The 16112-nt window shown below is 72.1% G+C and carries 14 protein-coding genes; 13 read left to right on the forward strand and 1 reads right to left on the reverse strand.

Annotated features, from left to right (window positions below; all coding sequences use genetic code 11):
* The first annotated feature begins 180 nt into the window (after positions 1–180).
* From AB0947_RS29490 to AB0947_RS29550, 13 genes are all read left to right on the forward strand, one after another.
* Positions 181–1407 (forward strand): MFS transporter, encoded by a 1227-nt coding sequence (locus AB0947_RS29490; protein ID WP_366753385.1) that lies wholly within the window; start codon positions 181–183, stop codon positions 1405–1407.
* A 115-nt stretch (positions 1408–1522) separates the two neighbouring features.
* Positions 1523–3373: an asparagine synthase (glutamine-hydrolyzing) gene (gene asnB / locus AB0947_RS29495; protein ID WP_366753386.1), complete on the forward strand. Its 1851-nt coding sequence runs from the start codon at positions 1523–1525 to the stop codon at positions 3371–3373.
* Positions 3374–3525: 152 nt separating this feature from the next.
* Positions 3526–3726: a hypothetical protein gene (locus tag AB0947_RS29500; RefSeq protein WP_366753387.1), complete on the forward strand. Its 201-nt coding sequence runs from the start codon at positions 3526–3528 to the stop codon at positions 3724–3726.
* Positions 3723–5186 (forward strand): amidase, encoded by a 1464-nt coding sequence (locus tag AB0947_RS29505; protein ID WP_366753388.1) that lies wholly within the window; start codon positions 3723–3725, stop codon positions 5184–5186. Before AB0947_RS29500 ends, AB0947_RS29505 begins: the two co-directional genes overlap by 4 nt.
* Before the next feature lie 21 nt (positions 5187–5207).
* Entirely contained in the window at positions 5208–5819 is a 612-nt protein-coding gene (locus AB0947_RS29510) for a hypothetical protein (RefSeq protein ID WP_366753389.1), read from the forward strand.
* 55 nt (positions 5820–5874) lie between these two features.
* A complete protein-coding gene (locus AB0947_RS29515) occupies positions 5875–6630 on the forward strand; it encodes a GntR family transcriptional regulator (protein WP_366753390.1) in 756 nt (251 codons plus the stop codon).
* Between the two features lie 134 nt (positions 6631–6764).
* On the forward strand, positions 6765–7889 hold the full coding sequence (locus AB0947_RS29520; RefSeq protein ID WP_366753391.1) for a TIGR03364 family FAD-dependent oxidoreductase: 1125 nt from the start codon (positions 6765–6767) through the stop codon (positions 7887–7889).
* Positions 7890–7897: 8 nt separating this feature from the next.
* Complete coding sequence (locus tag AB0947_RS29525; RefSeq protein WP_366753392.1) at positions 7898–8644, forward strand: HAD family hydrolase; 747 nt, start codon at positions 7898–7900, stop codon at positions 8642–8644.
* 1 nt (position 8645) lies between these two features.
* On the forward strand, positions 8646–9698 hold the full coding sequence (locus AB0947_RS29530; protein ID WP_366753393.1) for an ABC transporter ATP-binding protein: 1053 nt from the start codon (positions 8646–8648) through the stop codon (positions 9696–9698).
* Positions 9688–10659 carry a 2-aminoethylphosphonate ABC transporter permease subunit gene (locus AB0947_RS29535; RefSeq protein ID WP_366753394.1) on the forward strand — a complete coding sequence of 324 codons (972 nt, stop codon included), beginning with the start codon at positions 9688–9690 and terminating at the stop codon, positions 10657–10659. Before AB0947_RS29530 ends, AB0947_RS29535 begins: the two co-directional genes overlap by 11 nt.
* The gene (locus tag AB0947_RS29540) at positions 10646–11443 is read left to right on the forward strand and encodes an ABC transporter permease subunit (RefSeq protein ID WP_366753395.1); all 798 of its coding nucleotides are present in this window, start codon (positions 10646–10648) and stop codon (positions 11441–11443) included. Before AB0947_RS29535 ends, AB0947_RS29540 begins: the two co-directional genes overlap by 14 nt.
* A gap of 73 nt (positions 11444–11516) precedes the next feature.
* Entirely contained in the window at positions 11517–12563 is a 1047-nt protein-coding gene (locus AB0947_RS29545) for a 2-aminoethylphosphonate ABC transporter substrate-binding protein (RefSeq protein WP_366753396.1), read from the forward strand.
* Between the two features lie 331 nt (positions 12564–12894).
* The gene (locus AB0947_RS29550; RefSeq protein ID WP_366753397.1) at positions 12895–14388 is read left to right on the forward strand and encodes an alkaline phosphatase family protein; all 1494 of its coding nucleotides are present in this window, start codon (positions 12895–12897) and stop codon (positions 14386–14388) included.
* Between the two features lie 31 nt (positions 14389–14419).
* On the opposite strand, the gene AB0947_RS29555 is transcribed toward AB0947_RS29550, so the two are convergent.
* Positions 14420–15718 carry a phosphatase PAP2 family protein gene (locus tag AB0947_RS29555; RefSeq protein ID WP_366753405.1) on the reverse strand — a complete coding sequence of 433 codons (1299 nt, stop codon included), beginning with the start codon at positions 15716–15718 and terminating at the stop codon, positions 14420–14422.
* Positions 15719–16112 lie beyond the last annotated feature (394 nt).

The raw sequence follows: 16112 nt of genomic DNA on the forward strand, positions 1-16112 counted from the left end.
ATCTTCGCCGTGGAACCCCCTCATCAAACCGGTGACCTGCGACGACCGCGAGGACGCCGATGAGCGGATTTGCGACGCCACCCTTCGCGACGGCGCTCATGTCGCAGATCTGCCAGCCCTCGCCCCGCCGCGCCTGCTGAACTGATCAGGCAACAGCACACTCATCACAGGACGGAATTCATGGCTGCATCCACCACCGCCACCACGCGCGATCCTGGCGGGGCCGATTCACCGCACCGCTCCCCGGTGATCGGATGGCTGGCCGTCGTCGCGGTGATGCTGGGCATCTTCTCCATCGTCACCACGGAAATCCTCCCCATCGGACTTCTGACGAAGATCGGTGCGAGCTTCACCATCTCCGACGGCATGGCCGGACTGATGATGACCATGCCCGGCTTCCTCGCGGCGATCGCCGCACCCGTCGTCACGGTCGCGACCGCGCGGATCGACCGCCGCCTGATGCTGTGCGCCTTCATGGTCCTGCTCGCCGCGGCGAACTTCCTGGCAGCGGTAGCCCCCGACTACTGGCTGGTCCTGGTCTCCCGTGTCATCGTCGGCATCGTCATCGGCGGCTTCTGGTCCATCGGCGCCTCACTGGCCGAACGGCTGGTCCCCGCCGAATCCGTCGGCCGGGCCACAGCGGTGATCTTCTCCGCGGTGCCCCTGGGTTCCGTACTCGGCGTACCGGCCGGCACGTTCATCGGCGACCTGGCCGGATGGCGTACCGCGTTCATCGCCATGGGCGGCCTCACCGTCGGCGTACTGATCATGCTGCTGATCGTCACGCCGCCCCTGCCACCGCAGCAGACCACCCGCCTGGGCGTCCTGCGGGGCATGCTCAACAGCGTCGCCACCCGCTTCGCCTTGCTCCTGACCGTTCTCGTCGTGCTGGCGCACTTCGGCACGTACACCTACGTCACCCCGTTCCTCGAGCAGGTCACCGACGCGGGCTCCGGGCTCATCACCGTCTTCCTGCTCATCTACGGCGCGGCGGGCATCCTCGGCAACTTCCTGGGCGGCTCCCTGGTCGCACGGCACCCGCGGGCCACCTTCGGCACCGCCGCCGGCATGATCGCCGCCGCCACCCTGCTCCTGCCCGTTCTGGGTCAGTGGAAAGCCGGAGCTGTCGCCCTCCTGATCGTCTGGGGCGTCGCGTACGGGGCGGTGCCCGTCTCCTCCCAGACGTGGTTCACCAAGGCGAGTCCCGACACCCCCGAGGCCGCCTCCGTCATGTTCACCGCGTCGTTCCAGGCCACGATCTCCCTCGGCGCCCTGACCGGCGGAATCGTCGTCGACGCCAGCTCGCCCTCGACGGTCATGACCCTGGGCGGCATGACGGCCGCCCTCATGGTCATCGCCGTATGGGTCCACTACGCCCGACGCCTGACCTGGCCGGACAACGCCTGACCCGCCCCGGCCTTCCCCGAGACCTGGCACGCCCGGACCTTGCCGCAGCGCGAACGGTCCGGGCGGCCGATCGCAGACCTCCGGTCCCCAATACAGCTACGAGAGGACATCACACATGTGCGGAATCGCCGGATGGGTGGACTTCGAACGTGATCTGACCCGCGAGCGTGCGACGGCAGACGCGATGACCCAGACCATGGCCTGCCGCGGCCCGGACGCCAGCGGCCTGTGGACGGACCGTCACGCCGCCATCGGCCACCGCCGGCTGTCCGTGATCGACATCGAAGGCGGCAAGCAGCCCATGCTCGCGGAGGACGACGGCCGCGTCCTGGCCGTCCTGACCTTCAGCGGGGAGATCTACAACTACCGGGAACTGCGCTCCGAACTCGTCTCCCACGGTCACCGCTTCCGGACCCAGAGCGACACCGAAGTCGTCCTGCGCGCCTACCTGCACTGGGGCGTGGACTTCGTGACCAAGCTCAACGGCATGTTCGCCTTCGCCATCTGGGACACCCGCCGCGAGGAACTGTTCCTGGTCCGCGACCGCATGGGTGTCAAGCCGCTCTACTACTTCCCCACCCCCCACGGTGTCCTCTTCGGCTCCGAGCCCAAGGCGATCCTGGCCAACCCCGAGGTGCCCCGCCGCGTCAACGCCGACGGCCTCAGCGAGATACTCGACATGGTCAAGACCCCCGAACACGCCATCTTCACCGGCATGTTCGAGGTCCGTCCCGGTCACCTCGTCCGCGTGGGCCGGCAGGGACTGACCAAGCACCGCTACTGGGCACTGGAAGCCAAGGAGCACACGGACTCCCTGGACCAGACCATCCGCACGGTGCGCGAACTGCTCGAGGACATCGTCTCCCGGCAGCTCATCTCCGACGTTCCGCTGTGCAGCCTGCTGTCCGGGGGCCTGGACTCCTCGGCGGTCACCGCCCTGGCCGCCAAGGCGCTCAAGGACCAGGGGGCCGGACCCGTACGGTCCTTCTCCGTCGACTTCGTCGGCGCCGCCGAGAACTTCGTCCCCGACCCGCTGCGCAGCACCCCGGACGCCCCCTTCGTGCGCGACCTGGCCGAACTGGTCAAGGCCGACCACAAGGAGATCCTCCTCGACAGCGACGACCTCAGCGACCCCGCCGTGCGGGCCGCCGTCCTGGCCGCCACCGACCTGCCGCCCGTCTGGTACGGCGACCTGTGGCCCTCCCTCTACCTGCTCTTCCAGGCCGTGCGCCAGCGCTCCACCGTCGCCCTGTCCGGGGAGTCGGCGGACGAACTCTTCGGCGGCTACAGCTGGTTCCACGACCCCGAGGTCCTCACCGCCGAGACCTTCCCCTGGCTCACCAGCACACCCGGACCGTTCTACGACGGCACGCCCCTCTTCGACACGTCCCTCCTCACCCGGCTGGACATACCGGGCCGCCGCAGCGACAGCTACCACACCGCCATCGCCGAAACCCCCGTACTGCCCGGGGAGAGCGGACTGGAGAAGCGGATGAGGGAGCTGTCCTACCTCAACCTCACACGCTTCGTGAACACGCTCCTGGACCGCAAGGACCGCATGAGCATGGCCGTGGGCCTTGAGGTCCGGGTCCCCTTCTGCGACCACCGGCTCGTGGAATACGTCTTCAACGCTCCCTGGTCGATGAAGAAGTTCGACGGGCGCGAGAAAAGCCTGCTGCGCGCCGCCACGCGCGACGTGCTCCCGCAGTCCATCGCCGAACGCGTCAAGGCGCCCTACCCCAGCACCCAGGACTCCGGCTACGAGAAGAAGCTGCGCGACCGGTTCGCCGAAGTCCTCTCCAGCGGCGACGCGCCCATCCTGCCCCTGCTGGATCTCGGCCGGGTCAAGGACCGGCTGACCCGGCCCGTCAGTGCCGAGAGCACGCAGATCACCCGGATCGACCTCGAGGTGCCCCTGTCGCTCAACGCCTGGCTCGAGTCGTACGACGTCACCCTCGACGTGTAGCGCCACCGAGCCGGCCGGCGGCACCGCCGCCGGCCGGCGCCTTCGAGACCGCCCGACGTCCCTGTGAGTCCATCCCCCGTCAGCAGGGGCGTCGGGCACCTCAGCCGCCCGGCAGCGACGTCCGTCGCACGAAGTTCCGAGAGGACACACCCATGCCGTCGCCCTCGTGCAGCGCCCCAGGAACGTCCTCCGGCGACCAGCCTGAGGCAGACTTCCCGCAGCACCGGGCCGCGGAGCTGGCGGCCCGCATCACGGGGATCATCAGGACCCTGGACGCGCTGGACCTCACCGGAACCGCACCGGCACCCGTCTTCACCGTCACCGGCCGCGGCGGCACCGGGAGACTCCGGTGACCCAGCCCTACGAACTCACCGCCGCCGCCGCTGCCCGGGCCATCGCCGCGAAGGAGCTGTCCCCGGTCGAACTGACCGAGTCCGTCCTCCAACGGGCGGCAGACACCGAGGACGCCCTCAACGCCTTCGTGACCCGCACGGCCGAGGCCGCCCGGGCAAGGGCGGCCCAGGCGGAGCGGGACGTGATGGCGGGCCGCTCCCTGGGCCCGCTGCACGGCGTCCCCTTCGCGCTGAAGGACAACATCGACGCCTCCGGCATCCTCACCACGGCCAGCTCCTCCGTGTGGGCCGAGCGGGTCGCCGCCGAGGACAGCGCGGTCATGGACCGTCTGACGGCGGCCGGCGCGATCCTGGTCGGGAAGACCGAGATGCACGAGTTCGCCTACGGCCTCGTCACCCCCCAGACCGCCAATCCCTGGGCGCGCGACAGGATCGCCGGCGGCTCCAGCGGCGGGTCGGCCGCCGCCGTGGCGGTCGGCTCCGCCACCTTCGCCCTGGGCACCGACACCGCCGGCTCCATCCGCGTCCCCGCGTCGTTCAACGGGCTCGTGGGCCTCAAACCCACCTACGGGGTGGTCTCCCGCTTCGGCGTGGCCCCCTTGTCCTGGTCCATGGACCACGTCGGCCCCCTCACCCGGAGCGTCCAGGACGCGGCCCTGGTCCTCCACGCCATCGCCGGCCGGGATCCGCGGGATCCGGCGAGCGTCGTCTCACCGCATCCGCCCCGGCTCGGCAAGGGCGCCGAGGACCTTCGGGGCGTGAGGGTCGGGGTCCCCGCGAACTACTTCTTCGACCACGTGGAAACGCACGTGGCGGACGCGGTGCGGCGGGCGACGGCCCGGCTCGTCGACCTCGGAGCGACCGCGGTCGACGTGACCATGCCCCTCACCCCGTATGTGATCCCCACGCTGTGGGGCCATGTCGCCCCCGAGGCGGCAGCGGCGCACGACGATCACCTGCGTCGCCACCCGGAGCTCTTCGGCGACGGTCTGCGGACCCTCCTGGAGGCCGGACGGATGATCACGGCCGACGCCTATCTGAGAGCACAGCGAAGCCGCAGCCTCATCAGGGAGGCATGGCGCGAGCTGTTCACCACCATCGACGTTCTCGCCACACCCACCGTCGCCTGCACGGCGCCTCCGCGTTCGCGGACCGTGATGCGATGGAACGACGGACACACGGAAGACATCACCGACGGCCTCCTGCGGCTCACCTCGCCGGCCAACATCACCGGCCTGCCCGCCCTGTCCCTGCCGGTCGGTGAGGACCACCACGGCCTGCCCGTCGGCATGCAACTCATCGGCGATCACCTGGCCGAACCCGACCTGCTGCACATCGGCCAGGTCTACGAGGCCGCCCGCGCCGACGCGGACACCCGGCGCCGGACACCCCTGCTGCGCGTCTTCTCCGAGACCCACCCGCACGAGCCCTACGCACAGGTCGCGGGCGCAGGCGCTTGACACACATGGGACGGTTCATCCGTGACTGACGACCTGCCCGGCCAAGCCCGGGTTCCCGCACGCGTCCTGTTAGCGACCATGGCAGCGGGGACGCTCGCCCTGACCGCCTGCACCACCCAGGGAGGCGGAGAAGCCGACGCGCCCTCCCCGCCGCGGTCCTCGGCGGGTGCCGAGGCGGCGCCCACGCCGTCGAAGACGGCCGGGGACCCCGGCGAGGCGGCACGAGAGGCGGCCGCCCAGCGCGCGGCCGCCGCCCCCAGCGGGGACCCCGTCAGCCCGGCCGGCACCGCTGTCCCGGACCCCGGCGATGACGGGTTCGGCAAGCCCGCGGCCACGGCGGCGCACGGGGAGGTCGTCGCGTACACCCCCCGCCTGGAGTCGGGACGTGAGGTCGTACCGCTGACCATTCACAACGACGGGGACGCGCGGATGACGTACACCGTCACCGTGACGGTCGTGGGCGGCGCGCGGAAGTCCCCGTTCTCGGTGACCGAGAAGGCCGACGGCGTGTGGCCGGGCACCACATGGCCGACCACGACGGACATCACGGCCTCCGGCCTCGGTGAGACGGCGGACGGCTCGAAGATCAGCCTGAAGGTCGTCAAGGCCGACCCGTTCGCCGGCGCCCGCTGACCGCCGGGCGGGACGCGCTGGTGAAGCCGGCGGGCCGGTCTGGCACGATCCCTGCGTGGACTACCCGAACGACCAGGCCCCCGGCGCCCCGGTCCGCTCCGGCATCCCGGAGCACGGCCGGATCCCCAAGTACTACGCGGTGAAGGCGAGGATCGACCGCCACGTGCGCGAACTGGGGGAGGGCCGCCCGATCCCCACCGAGCGTGAGCTGGCCGAGGACTACGGCGTCGCCCGCGAGACCGTGCGGCAGGCGCTGCGCGAGCTGGTGCTGGAGGGCAGGCTGCGGCGCCGCGGCCGGGGCACGGTCGTCGCCGGGCCCAAGCTGGAGCAGCCGCTGTCGCTGGCCAGCTACACCGAGGGCGTGCGCCGTCAGGGCCGTACCCCCGGCCGTACCCTCGTCACCCTGGACCGCTTCCCCTGCCCGGAGCCGCTGGCCGCCGAGACCGGGCTGACCCGGGGGGAGCCCGTGTGGCACCTGGAGCGGGTGCTGCTCGCGGACGACGAGCGGGTCGGCCTGGAGAGCACGTACGTGGCCGTCGCCCGCGTCCCGCGCCTGGACGCCGACTTCGATCCGGACTCCTCCTTCTACGGCTACCTCGAGGGCCTCGGGATCTCCTTCGGGGACGCCGACGAACGCATCGAGACGGTGCTGGCCACCCCGCGCGAGGCGCTGCTCATCGGCACCCCGCCCGCGCTGCCGATGCTGCTGATCCACCGCGTCTCCCGGGACACCGAGGGCCGCCCGCTGGAGCGGGTGCGCAGCCTGTACCGGGGCGACCGGTTCTCCTTCACCACGCACCTGCGGGGCTGAGAGACGCACCATCCCCTCCCCGAGGGGGTGTGTCACGAATGGATAACGGGTCTAGCCCAATCGTGATGGCTCGTTCAGGCTCTCGTTGTCAGCCGGACTCTTCCGGTTCGCCGTTCGAGAGGAGCTTTGCCGTCGTGAAAGTGACAATCGTCGGAGCCGGCGTGGTGGGCACCATGCACGCCTGGCAGGCAGTGGAACGCGGCCACGAGGTCGTGCAGATCGAGCGCGAGGCCGAGGCCCGCGGCGCCTCGCTGCGCAACTTCGGGCAGATCTGGGTGAGCGGCCGCGCGGGCGGCGAGGAGCTTTCGACGGCCCTGCGCGCCCGCGAGCTGTGGGAGGCGATCGGCGGCCGGGTGCCCGCGCTGGGCTTCCGCGCCAACGGCTCCCTCACCCCGGTGCGCGGCGAGCTGGAGCACGCCGTCGCCGAGGCGGCCGTGGCCCGCCCGGACGCCGCCGCCCGCGGCTACAAGCTGCTGACCCCGGGGGAGGCCCGCGCCGTCAACCCGGCGCTGCGCGGGTCGTTCGACGCGGCCCTGTACTGCGAGCGGGACGCCGCCGTCGAACCGCGCACCGCCCAGCGCGCCCTGCGCGCCGAACTGCTCAAGCACCCCGCCTACACGTTCCTGCCCGGCCGCGAGGTGCGCGGGGTCGTCGGCCGGAGTGCCGTGCGCGACGACCACGGCGACGTGCACACCGCCGACGTGGTGGTGCTGTGCACGGGCGCCTGGCTCGGCGGACTGGTGCGGGAACTGGCCGGCCCGGAACTGCCGGTGCGCCGGGTGCGGCTGCAGATGATGCAGACCGACCCGCTGGGCGAGCCGCTGACCACCTCCGTCGCGGACGCCGACAGCTTCCGCTACTACCCGGCGTACGCCTCCGCGGCGCTGGACGAACTCAACGCCCGCCGGCCGCAGCCCGAGACGGCCGCCGCGCACCGCATGCAGCTGCTGATGGTGCAGCGCGCCGACGGCGGCCTGACCATCGGTGACACCCACGAGTACGAGCACCCCTTCGCCTTCGACACCGTCGAGGACCCCTACGACCACCTCACCGGCGTCGTGGAGTCCCTGCTCGGCCGGCCGCTGCCGAAGATCCGCCGCCGCTGGGCCGGGGTGTACGCGCAGTGCACCGACCCGGCGCGGGTGGTGCACCGGCAGCAGGTGCGCGAGGGGGTCTGGCTGGTGACCGGGCCCGGCGGACGCGGCATGACCTGCGCGCCCGCGATCGCCGAGAAGACCGCGAACGACCTGGAGTGGTGAACGACCCGATGACCGACACGACCACCCTCCGCACCCCCGGGCGCCCCGGCGAGCCCGGCACCCCGGCCGCCCCCGACATCCGGCTGGTCGTCCTGGACATGGCCGGCACCACCGTCGCCGACGGCGGCCTGGTCGAGCGGGCCTTCGCCGCGGCCGCCGCCGAACTGGGCGTCGAGCCCGGCTCCGCCGACCACGCCGGGAAGCTGGCCTACGTCCGCGCCACCATGGGCGAGTCGAAGATCTCCGTGTTCCGGCACCTGTTCGGCACCGAGCAGGACGCCCGGCGCGCCAACGCCGCCTTCGAGCAGGCGTACGGCGAACTCGTCGACGGCGGGCTCGTCGCCCCCGTCCCCGGCGCCCGCGAGGCCATCGAGCAGTTGCGGGCCGACGGCCGCACCGTCGTGCTGACCACCGGTTTCGCCCGGGTCACCCAGGACGCGATCCTCGACGCGCTCGGCTGGCGCGACCTGGTCCCGCTGACCCTGTGCCCCGCCGACGCCGGCGGGCGCGGGCGGCCGTACCCGGACATGGTGCTGGAGGCGTTCCTGCGCACCAAGGCCGCCGACGCCGTCCACCAGGTGGCCGTCGCCGGCGACACCTCCTACGACGTGCTCAGCGGCCTGCGCGCCGGCGCCGGCCTGGTCGCGGGGGTGCGCACCGGCGCCCACGGCGACGAGGAGTTCCACGCCGCCGGCGCCACCCACGTGCTGGACTCCGTCACCGCCCTCCCGGCCCTGCTGCGGGGAGAACGGTGAGATGAGCATCCGGTTCGACTCCGTCACGGTCGCCTATGACGGCACCGTCGTCCTCGACGCGCTCGACCTCACCGTCGCGCCGGGCGAGGTGATGGCGCTGCTCGGGCCGTCCGGCTCCGGCAAGACCACCGCGCTGCGGGCGGTCGCCGGGTTCGTGCGGCCCGCGTCGGGGCGGGTGCTGCTCGGGGAGCGGGACGTGACGGACCTGCCGCCCCACCGGCGGGGCATCGGAATGGTCGTGCAGCAGTACGCCCTCTTCCCGCACCTGCGGGTCGAGGACAACGTCGCCTTCGGGCTCAAGGCCCGCAGGACCCCCAAGGCCGAGATCCGCGAACGGGTCGCCGAGGCCCTGGAGATGACCGGCATGGCCGGCTACGCCCGCCGCCGTCCGCGCGAGCTGTCCGGCGGCCAGCAGCAGCGGGTGGCCATCGCCCGCGCGCTGGCCATCCGGCCGGCCGTGCTGCTGCTCGACGAGCCCCTGTCCGCGCTGGACGCCCGGCTGCGCTCGGGCATGCTCGCCGAACTGGCCCGGCTGCACCGGGAACTGCCCGAGGTGTCCATCCTGTACGTCACCCACGACCAGCTGGAGGCGCTGACCCTCGCCGACCGGATCGCGGTCATGGACAAGGCGCGCCTGCAGGCGTGCGGAACCCCGCAGGAGCTGTACCGGGCACCCGCGAACGCGTTCACCGCCTCCTTCGTCGGCAACGCCAACCTGCTGCCGGTCACCGTCACCGCCCGGGGCGCCGTCCTCGGCGACGCCGAGCTGACGCTGGACACGGCGGGCGCCGCCGCCGGCGCGCGGGCCACCCTGTGCGTCCGGCCGCACCTGGTCGGCCTGGGCGAGGGCCCCAACCGGCTCACCGGCAGCGTCCGCGAGATCCAGTGGCGCGGCTCCACGCACCGGCTGTACGTCGACGTCGGCGGCCACACGGTGATGGTGGACCGGCCCGAGCTGCGCGAGACGCCCGCGCACGGCGAGGAGATCACCGTGCACTTCGCACCCGAGGACGCGGTGCTGCTGGCGGCGGGGGTGAGCGGCGATGACCGGTGAACCCGCGCTGCGGGCGGCCCCCGCCGCAGGCCCGCTGGACCCCGCGCCGCAGTCCGGCCGGACGAACCTCACCGCCCCCGGCCCCGGCTCGCGCGACGCGGGCGGCGCGTCCCCCGCCGCGGCGCGCGGCCGGCCCGTCCGCACCGCGCGGCGGCTGCTGTGGGCACTGCCCCCCGTCGCCCTGCTCACGCTGTTCTTCCTGCACCCGCTCGCCCTCGTCGTCCGGCAGTCCCTCCGGCCCGACGGCGGCGGCACCTCCTTCCAGCCGTACACCGACGTGTTCGCCTCGGCCGCGTTCCGCGAGGCGCTGTGGACCACCGTGTGGATCGCGCTCGCCTCCACCGCCGGCTGCCTGGTGCTCGGGTTCCTGCTGGCCCTGGTCATCGCGTTCGTACCGTTCCCCGGTGCCAAGGCGGTCGCCCGGTTCGTCGACGTCTTCCTGTCCTTCCCGTCCTTCCTGATCACGCTGGCCCTGCTGTTCCTCTACGGACGGACCGGCGTGGCCAACGGGCTGTGGACCGGGGCCACGGGCGCGGCCCACGGGCCGTTCGACTTCCTCACCACGCCCTGGGGCGTGCTGCTGGCGGAGGTCACCTACTTCACCCCGTTCGTGATGCGCCCGCTGCTCGCCGCGTTCGCGCAGCTGGACACCGCGCAACTGGAGGCGGCCGGCTCCCTCGGCGCCGGCGCCCCGCGCATCGTCCGGCGGATCATCCTGCCCGAGGCGCTGCCCGCGCTCGCCGCCGGCGGCAGCCTGGTGCTGGTGCTGTGCCTCAACGAGTTCGGCATCGTGCTCTTCACCGGCGCCAAGGACGTCACCACGCTGCCGATGCTCGTCTACAGCAAGGCGATCCTGGAATCCGACTATCCGGGCGCGTGCGCGGTCGCCGTCGTCGACGTCCTGATCTCCGTGGGCCTGTACGGCCTGTACCGGGTGGTGAGCCGTCGTGCTGGTGCATAGCCGCGGGGCCCGCTGGGCGGTGTGGGCGGTGTTCGCCCTGCTGATCCTGCCCCTGTTCGCCCTTCCGCTCCTCGTCGTCCTCGGCGCCTCGTTCGCCACCCACTGGTCCGGTGTCCTGCCCTCCGGCCCGACCACCGCCAACTACCGGACCGTGGCCCGGGGCGAGGCCCTGCACGCGCTCACCACCAGTCTGCTCACCGCCGCGGCGGCCAGTGCGCTCGCGCTGACGGTGGGCACCTGGGCGGCACTGGCCGCCGCCGCGCTGGGTCGAGCACAGCGCAGGGTGATGGACGCGCTGTTCGTGCTGCCGGTCGCCGTGCCGTCGGTGGTGGTGGGCCTGTCGGTCCTGGTGGCCTTCTCCCAGCCGCCGCTGCTGCTCAACGGCACCCGCTGGATCGTGATCCTCGCCCACACCGTCCTGGTGACGGCGTTCGCCTACCAGTCGGTGTCCGCCGCCCTGGCCCGCCTCGACCCGGCCTACGAGCAGGCCGCCGCCTCCCTCGGGGCCGGCCCGGCGTACGTGCTGTGGCGCATCCGGCTGCCGCTGCTGCTGCCCTCGCTCACCGCCGCGGCCGGGCTGTGCTTCGCGCTGTCCATGGGCGAGCTGAGCGCCACGATGATGCTCTACCCGCCCGACTGGACCCCGCTGCCCGTGCTGATCCACGCCGCCACCGACCGCGGCGCCCTGTTCACCGGCTCCGCCGTCGCGGTGGTCCTCATGGCGGCGACCCTGCTCGTGCTGTTCGCCGTCTCCCGCGTGCGCACCAGAGCCTCCTACCGCTGAAACCGGCCCGACCGCCGGCCCCGCACCCCCTCACCCGCCCCAGGCCCTTCCCCTGCCAGGAGATCACTCCGCCATGCCGAGAAACACCCGCAAGGCCGCCGCCGCCCTCACCGTCCTCGCCGCCCCGCTGCTGTCCGCGTGCGGCGGCTCCTCCTCCGCCGACGCCAAGGTCGTCACCGTCTACAGCGCCGACGGCCTCAAGGGCGAGAACGGCGACGGCTGGTACGACCGCGTCTTCAAGGACTTCGAGAAGCAGACCGGCATCAAGGTCGAGTACGTCGAGGGCGGCTCCGGCGAGATGGTGCAGCGCGCCGTCCGCGAGAAGAGCAACCCGCAGGCCGACGTGCTGGTCACCCTGCCGCCGTTCATCCAGCAGGCCGACGGCAGGGGCCTGCTGCAGAAGTACGCCCCGAAGGGATCCGACCAGGTCACCGGCAAGGCCGCCGACGGCACCTGGACGACCGTCGTCGACAACTACTTCGGCTTCGTCTACGACAAGAAGGACCTCAGGCAGGCCCCCAGGAGCTGGCAGGACCTGCTCGACGCGAAGTTCAAGAACAGGATCCAGTACTCCACACCCGGGGTCGCCGGCGACGGCACGGCCGTGCTGATCAAGGCGATGCACGACCTCGGCGGCAAGGAACAGGCCCTGGACTACCTGAAGAAGCTCCAGGCCAACAACGTCGGCCCGTCCGCCTCCACCGGCAAGCTCGCCCCCAAGGTGGACAAGGGCGAACTCCTCGCCGCCAACGGCGACGTGCAGATGAACTACGCCCAGTCCAAGACCATGCCCCACCTCGGCATCTGGTTCCCGGCCGGCCCGGACGGCAAGCCCACCACCTTCGCCCTGCCCTACGCGGCCGGCCTGGTCACCAAGGCCCCACACAGCGCGAACGGCAGGAAGCTCCTCGACTTCATGCTGACCGAGCAGGCGCAGCGGCAGGTCAGCGCGATCGGCGGCGGCTTCGGCGCCCGCAAGGACATCAAGGCCACCGACGCCAACGCCACCGCCCTGACCGGGCTGATGAACGGCGTGGAGGTCTTCCAGCCGGACTGGGCCGACATCGAGAAGAACCTCACCCAGTACGTCGAGGACTGGAAGACCGCGACCGGCAACTGACAAGCACCCCTGATACGCCCGCCAGGCGCCGGCCCGCCGCCCGGCATCCCCGTAACCCTCGCAACACCACGGCACCGCCGCCCGCCATCCCGCAACGCCCCCTGCACCACGGCACCGCCGCCCGGCACCACGGCACCGCCGCCCTGACCTCGCAATGCCCCGGCACCCCGGCACCACGGCACCACCGCCCGGCACCCCATAACGCCCCCGGCACCACCGCACCACCCCTGGTATCGCCCGGGGGCGTCGCCGTGCTCGCAGCCCGCGGCGTCACACGCCCGTACACCCGGACTCCCCGAAGGCCCCGTACTCCCCGACCCGGAGGAATCACGTGTCGCCCCATCCCTCCCGCCGCACCCTCCTCGTCTCCGCCGCCGCTCTGGCCGTGTCCGGCGGCCCGCTCGGCGCCGTCGCACGCGCCGCGACCCGTACGCCCAAGGTGCTGGTCATCGGCCTCGACGGCTGCCTGCTCAGCCGGATCGAGGACGCCGTCGCCCCGAACCTGGACGCCCTGGCGGCCGCCGGCCTGACCGCGCCCAGCAGCATCTACGCCAACCCGCTCGCCCCGACCCTGTCCGGCCCCGGCTGGTCGACCGTCATCACCGGTGTCTGGCCCGACAAGCACAACGTCAAGGACAACGCCTTCACCGGCAACAGGTTCACCCAGTACCCGGACTTCCTCACCCGCGCCGAGACCGCGAAGCCGGCCCTGAGCACGTACGCCATCGCTTCCTGGGCGCCGATCACGGACACGGTCTTCTCGGCCGCGGTCGACACCCGCGTGTCCACGCCGAGCGCCGAGTACGACACCGGTACCACCTCCCGCGTCGTGGCCCGACTGCGCGACGGCGACCCGGACGCGGTCTTCGTCCAGCTCGACGGCATCGACCACGCCGGCCACGGCTACGGCGCCGCCTCCCAGCAGTACCTGGACGCCATCCACACCGCCGACGCCCAGGTCGGCCGGATCGTCGCCGCGGTCGAGGCCCGCTCCACCTACGCCACCGAGGACTGGCTGATCATGGTCACCGCCGACCACGGCCACACCGACGCCGGCGGCCACGGCGGCTCCACCTCGCAGGAACGCCAGACCTTCCTGATCGCCACCGGCGCGGGCCTCGCGGCCGGCTCGGTCCGCCACGACGTGAAGATGCCGGACGTCGCCGCCTCCGCCCTCGCCCACCTGGGCATCGCCCTCGACCCCGCCTGGGATCTGGACGGCCGCCCCGTCCAGCAGCCCGCGCCGGACGACTTCGACGCGCTGCGCGGCCGGCTGCTCACCCGCGTCGACGAGACCGGCATCGCCGCCGGGCTCACCGGCTTCACGCACACCCCGCCGCCGGGCTGGTCCGTCGACAACTCCGCCATGGGCGGCGGCGGGGTCACCGAGTGGCGTGGCTGGTCCTTCACCACCGACGAGTTCTGGACCCAGACCCAGCGCGACCAGAACCGCGAGTGCAACGTCCGCGCCCGGAACGTCTTCGCGGTCGCCGACGGCGACGAGTGGAGCGACCGGGCCGTCTCCGGCACCTTCGACTCCACCCTCGTCGGCCCCGCCTGGAAGGTCACCGGCGGTCGCACCGCCACCCTCGCCTACACCACCTTCTACCGGCAGGACGGCACGCAGAAGGGCGAGGTGCAGGTCTCCTACGACGGCGGCACCCCCGTCACCGTCCGCACCTACACCGCCGACGTCCCCTCCCGCACCGAGACCGTCACGCTCCAGGTCCCGGCGGGCGCCACGACGGCCCGGGTCCGCTTCCGCTACACCGGTGGCAACGACTGGTACTGGGTGATCGACGCCGTGAAGATCACGCAATCCTGACCGGCGCCAGGCGGTGTCCTGGCGGTCGAGTTCAGACCAGCTCGGGTCGTGGGTCCGGCTGTGGTGCCGGAGCGGCTCTCGGTTCCCACAGCTCGGTGACGCGTACGTAACGGTGGATCACCGACACCATCGCCAGGAGGAGAAGTGGTCCGAACAGCCAAGGATGCCCGGCCATCTGCGTCGGCAGATAACGGTAGGAGACCAGGAGCACGGCGAAGACCGCCGTCCCGTACGCGACGAGCTGGACGCCCGACCGGTCCCAGCCGCGGTCGAGCGAGCGCAGAGCCACCTCGATCGTGAGCGCGAACACGACGCCGGCGATGAGGTCCGTGCCGTAGTGGTAGCCGAAGCCCAGCGTCGCGCCGAGCGTGGCGACCAGCCAGAACGTGCCCGCGTACCGCAGGAGCCGTGGGCCGTTGCGGGTATGGATGAAGATCGCGGTGGCCCACGCCGTGTGCAGGCTGGGCATGCAGTTACGCGGGGTGATCTCGTCGTAGAACATCGGGTGCGGGGCGGTGACGGGCGGTGGCGTATGGGGCCACAGGTCGGCCACCGCCCACTGCACGCCGCCGGTTCCGGAGGCGCCCGGGCCGTAGGCGAAGACGGGCCCGACCACCGGGAAGAGCATGTAGACGCCCGGCCCGAGGAGGCCGATCACCAGGAAGGTGCGCACCAGATGGTGGCGCGGGAAGCGGCCTTCGACCCCGACGTTGCGCAGTTGGTACAGCGCGACCACGACCGCGGCCACCGCGAGCTGCGCGTAGACGAGGGCGAGAACGTGCGTGCCGACCGGGTCGGTGGCCTGGAGTATCCGGCCCAGCAGCCACGAGGGATTGCCCAGCGCCTGATCGGCGGTCGCCACGTACTGATCGAGCACGGCCGGGCGGGTCTTCGCGGTGATGAGCAGCCAGATGTCACCGGTCTTGCGGCCGATCGCCAGCAGCAGGCCCAGCCCGACGCCCTTCAGCAGCAGGACGCGTTCCCGGCCGTCGCGGCGCGTGACGGCGATGACCGCGAGGCCCAGCATCACCCACAAGGCGCCGTTGCCGAAGGCGTGACCGTCGGCCACCTCGGCGTCGGTCGCCCGTCGCACCAGTACGAAGACGACGTCGATGCCGATCGCGGCACCGGCGGCGACGAACCTTTGCCGCCAGGTGAGCACCACCATCGTCAGGGCCAGACCGGCGTACAGGGGCCCCGGCTTGGGCGCGAATATCGTCTCTTTCGCCTGTTCGGTCAGCGGCCCCGGTATGCCGGCGCGACGACGCGCGAAGATCTCCAGGGCGATGAGGAAACCGAGTGCCGCCACACCAGCCGTGGCCCACAGTATGGCGCGTGGTTGACGCCACGCGGCGGGTGTCGTTATCCCGGGTATTCGGGGAAACTTCCGCGATGTTTCAGATGTCAACTGTCTGGCCGATGTGTGGGTGGTTGAACAGGGTCACTTTTCGCGCTGGGTGGCATGAATTCTGGTGTCGGGTGGAGGGGCGGTCGGCGCGAGTTCGAACATGTTATCGGAGCGACGGGGAAATGTTCATGGCGCGTCTTGGTTCTGTCGAACGCGGTGGTGAAGGACGCGCCGGGCCACCGTCTTCACGGACACACCGGGCCCCGCGCCCTCCCGGCCGGCGAGTCTCCCACCAGCCGGCTCGGGCGTGTCAGCTCTTCACAATGCCGTGCAGGAGCAGGTCGATGAGCCGGGTGGCCAGGTCGCGACGCCCCTC

The organism is Streptomyces sp. NPDC047841 (assembly GCF_040704085.1).
Lineage (GTDB): Bacteria > Actinomycetota > Actinomycetes > Streptomycetales > Streptomycetaceae > Streptomyces > Streptomyces argyrophylli.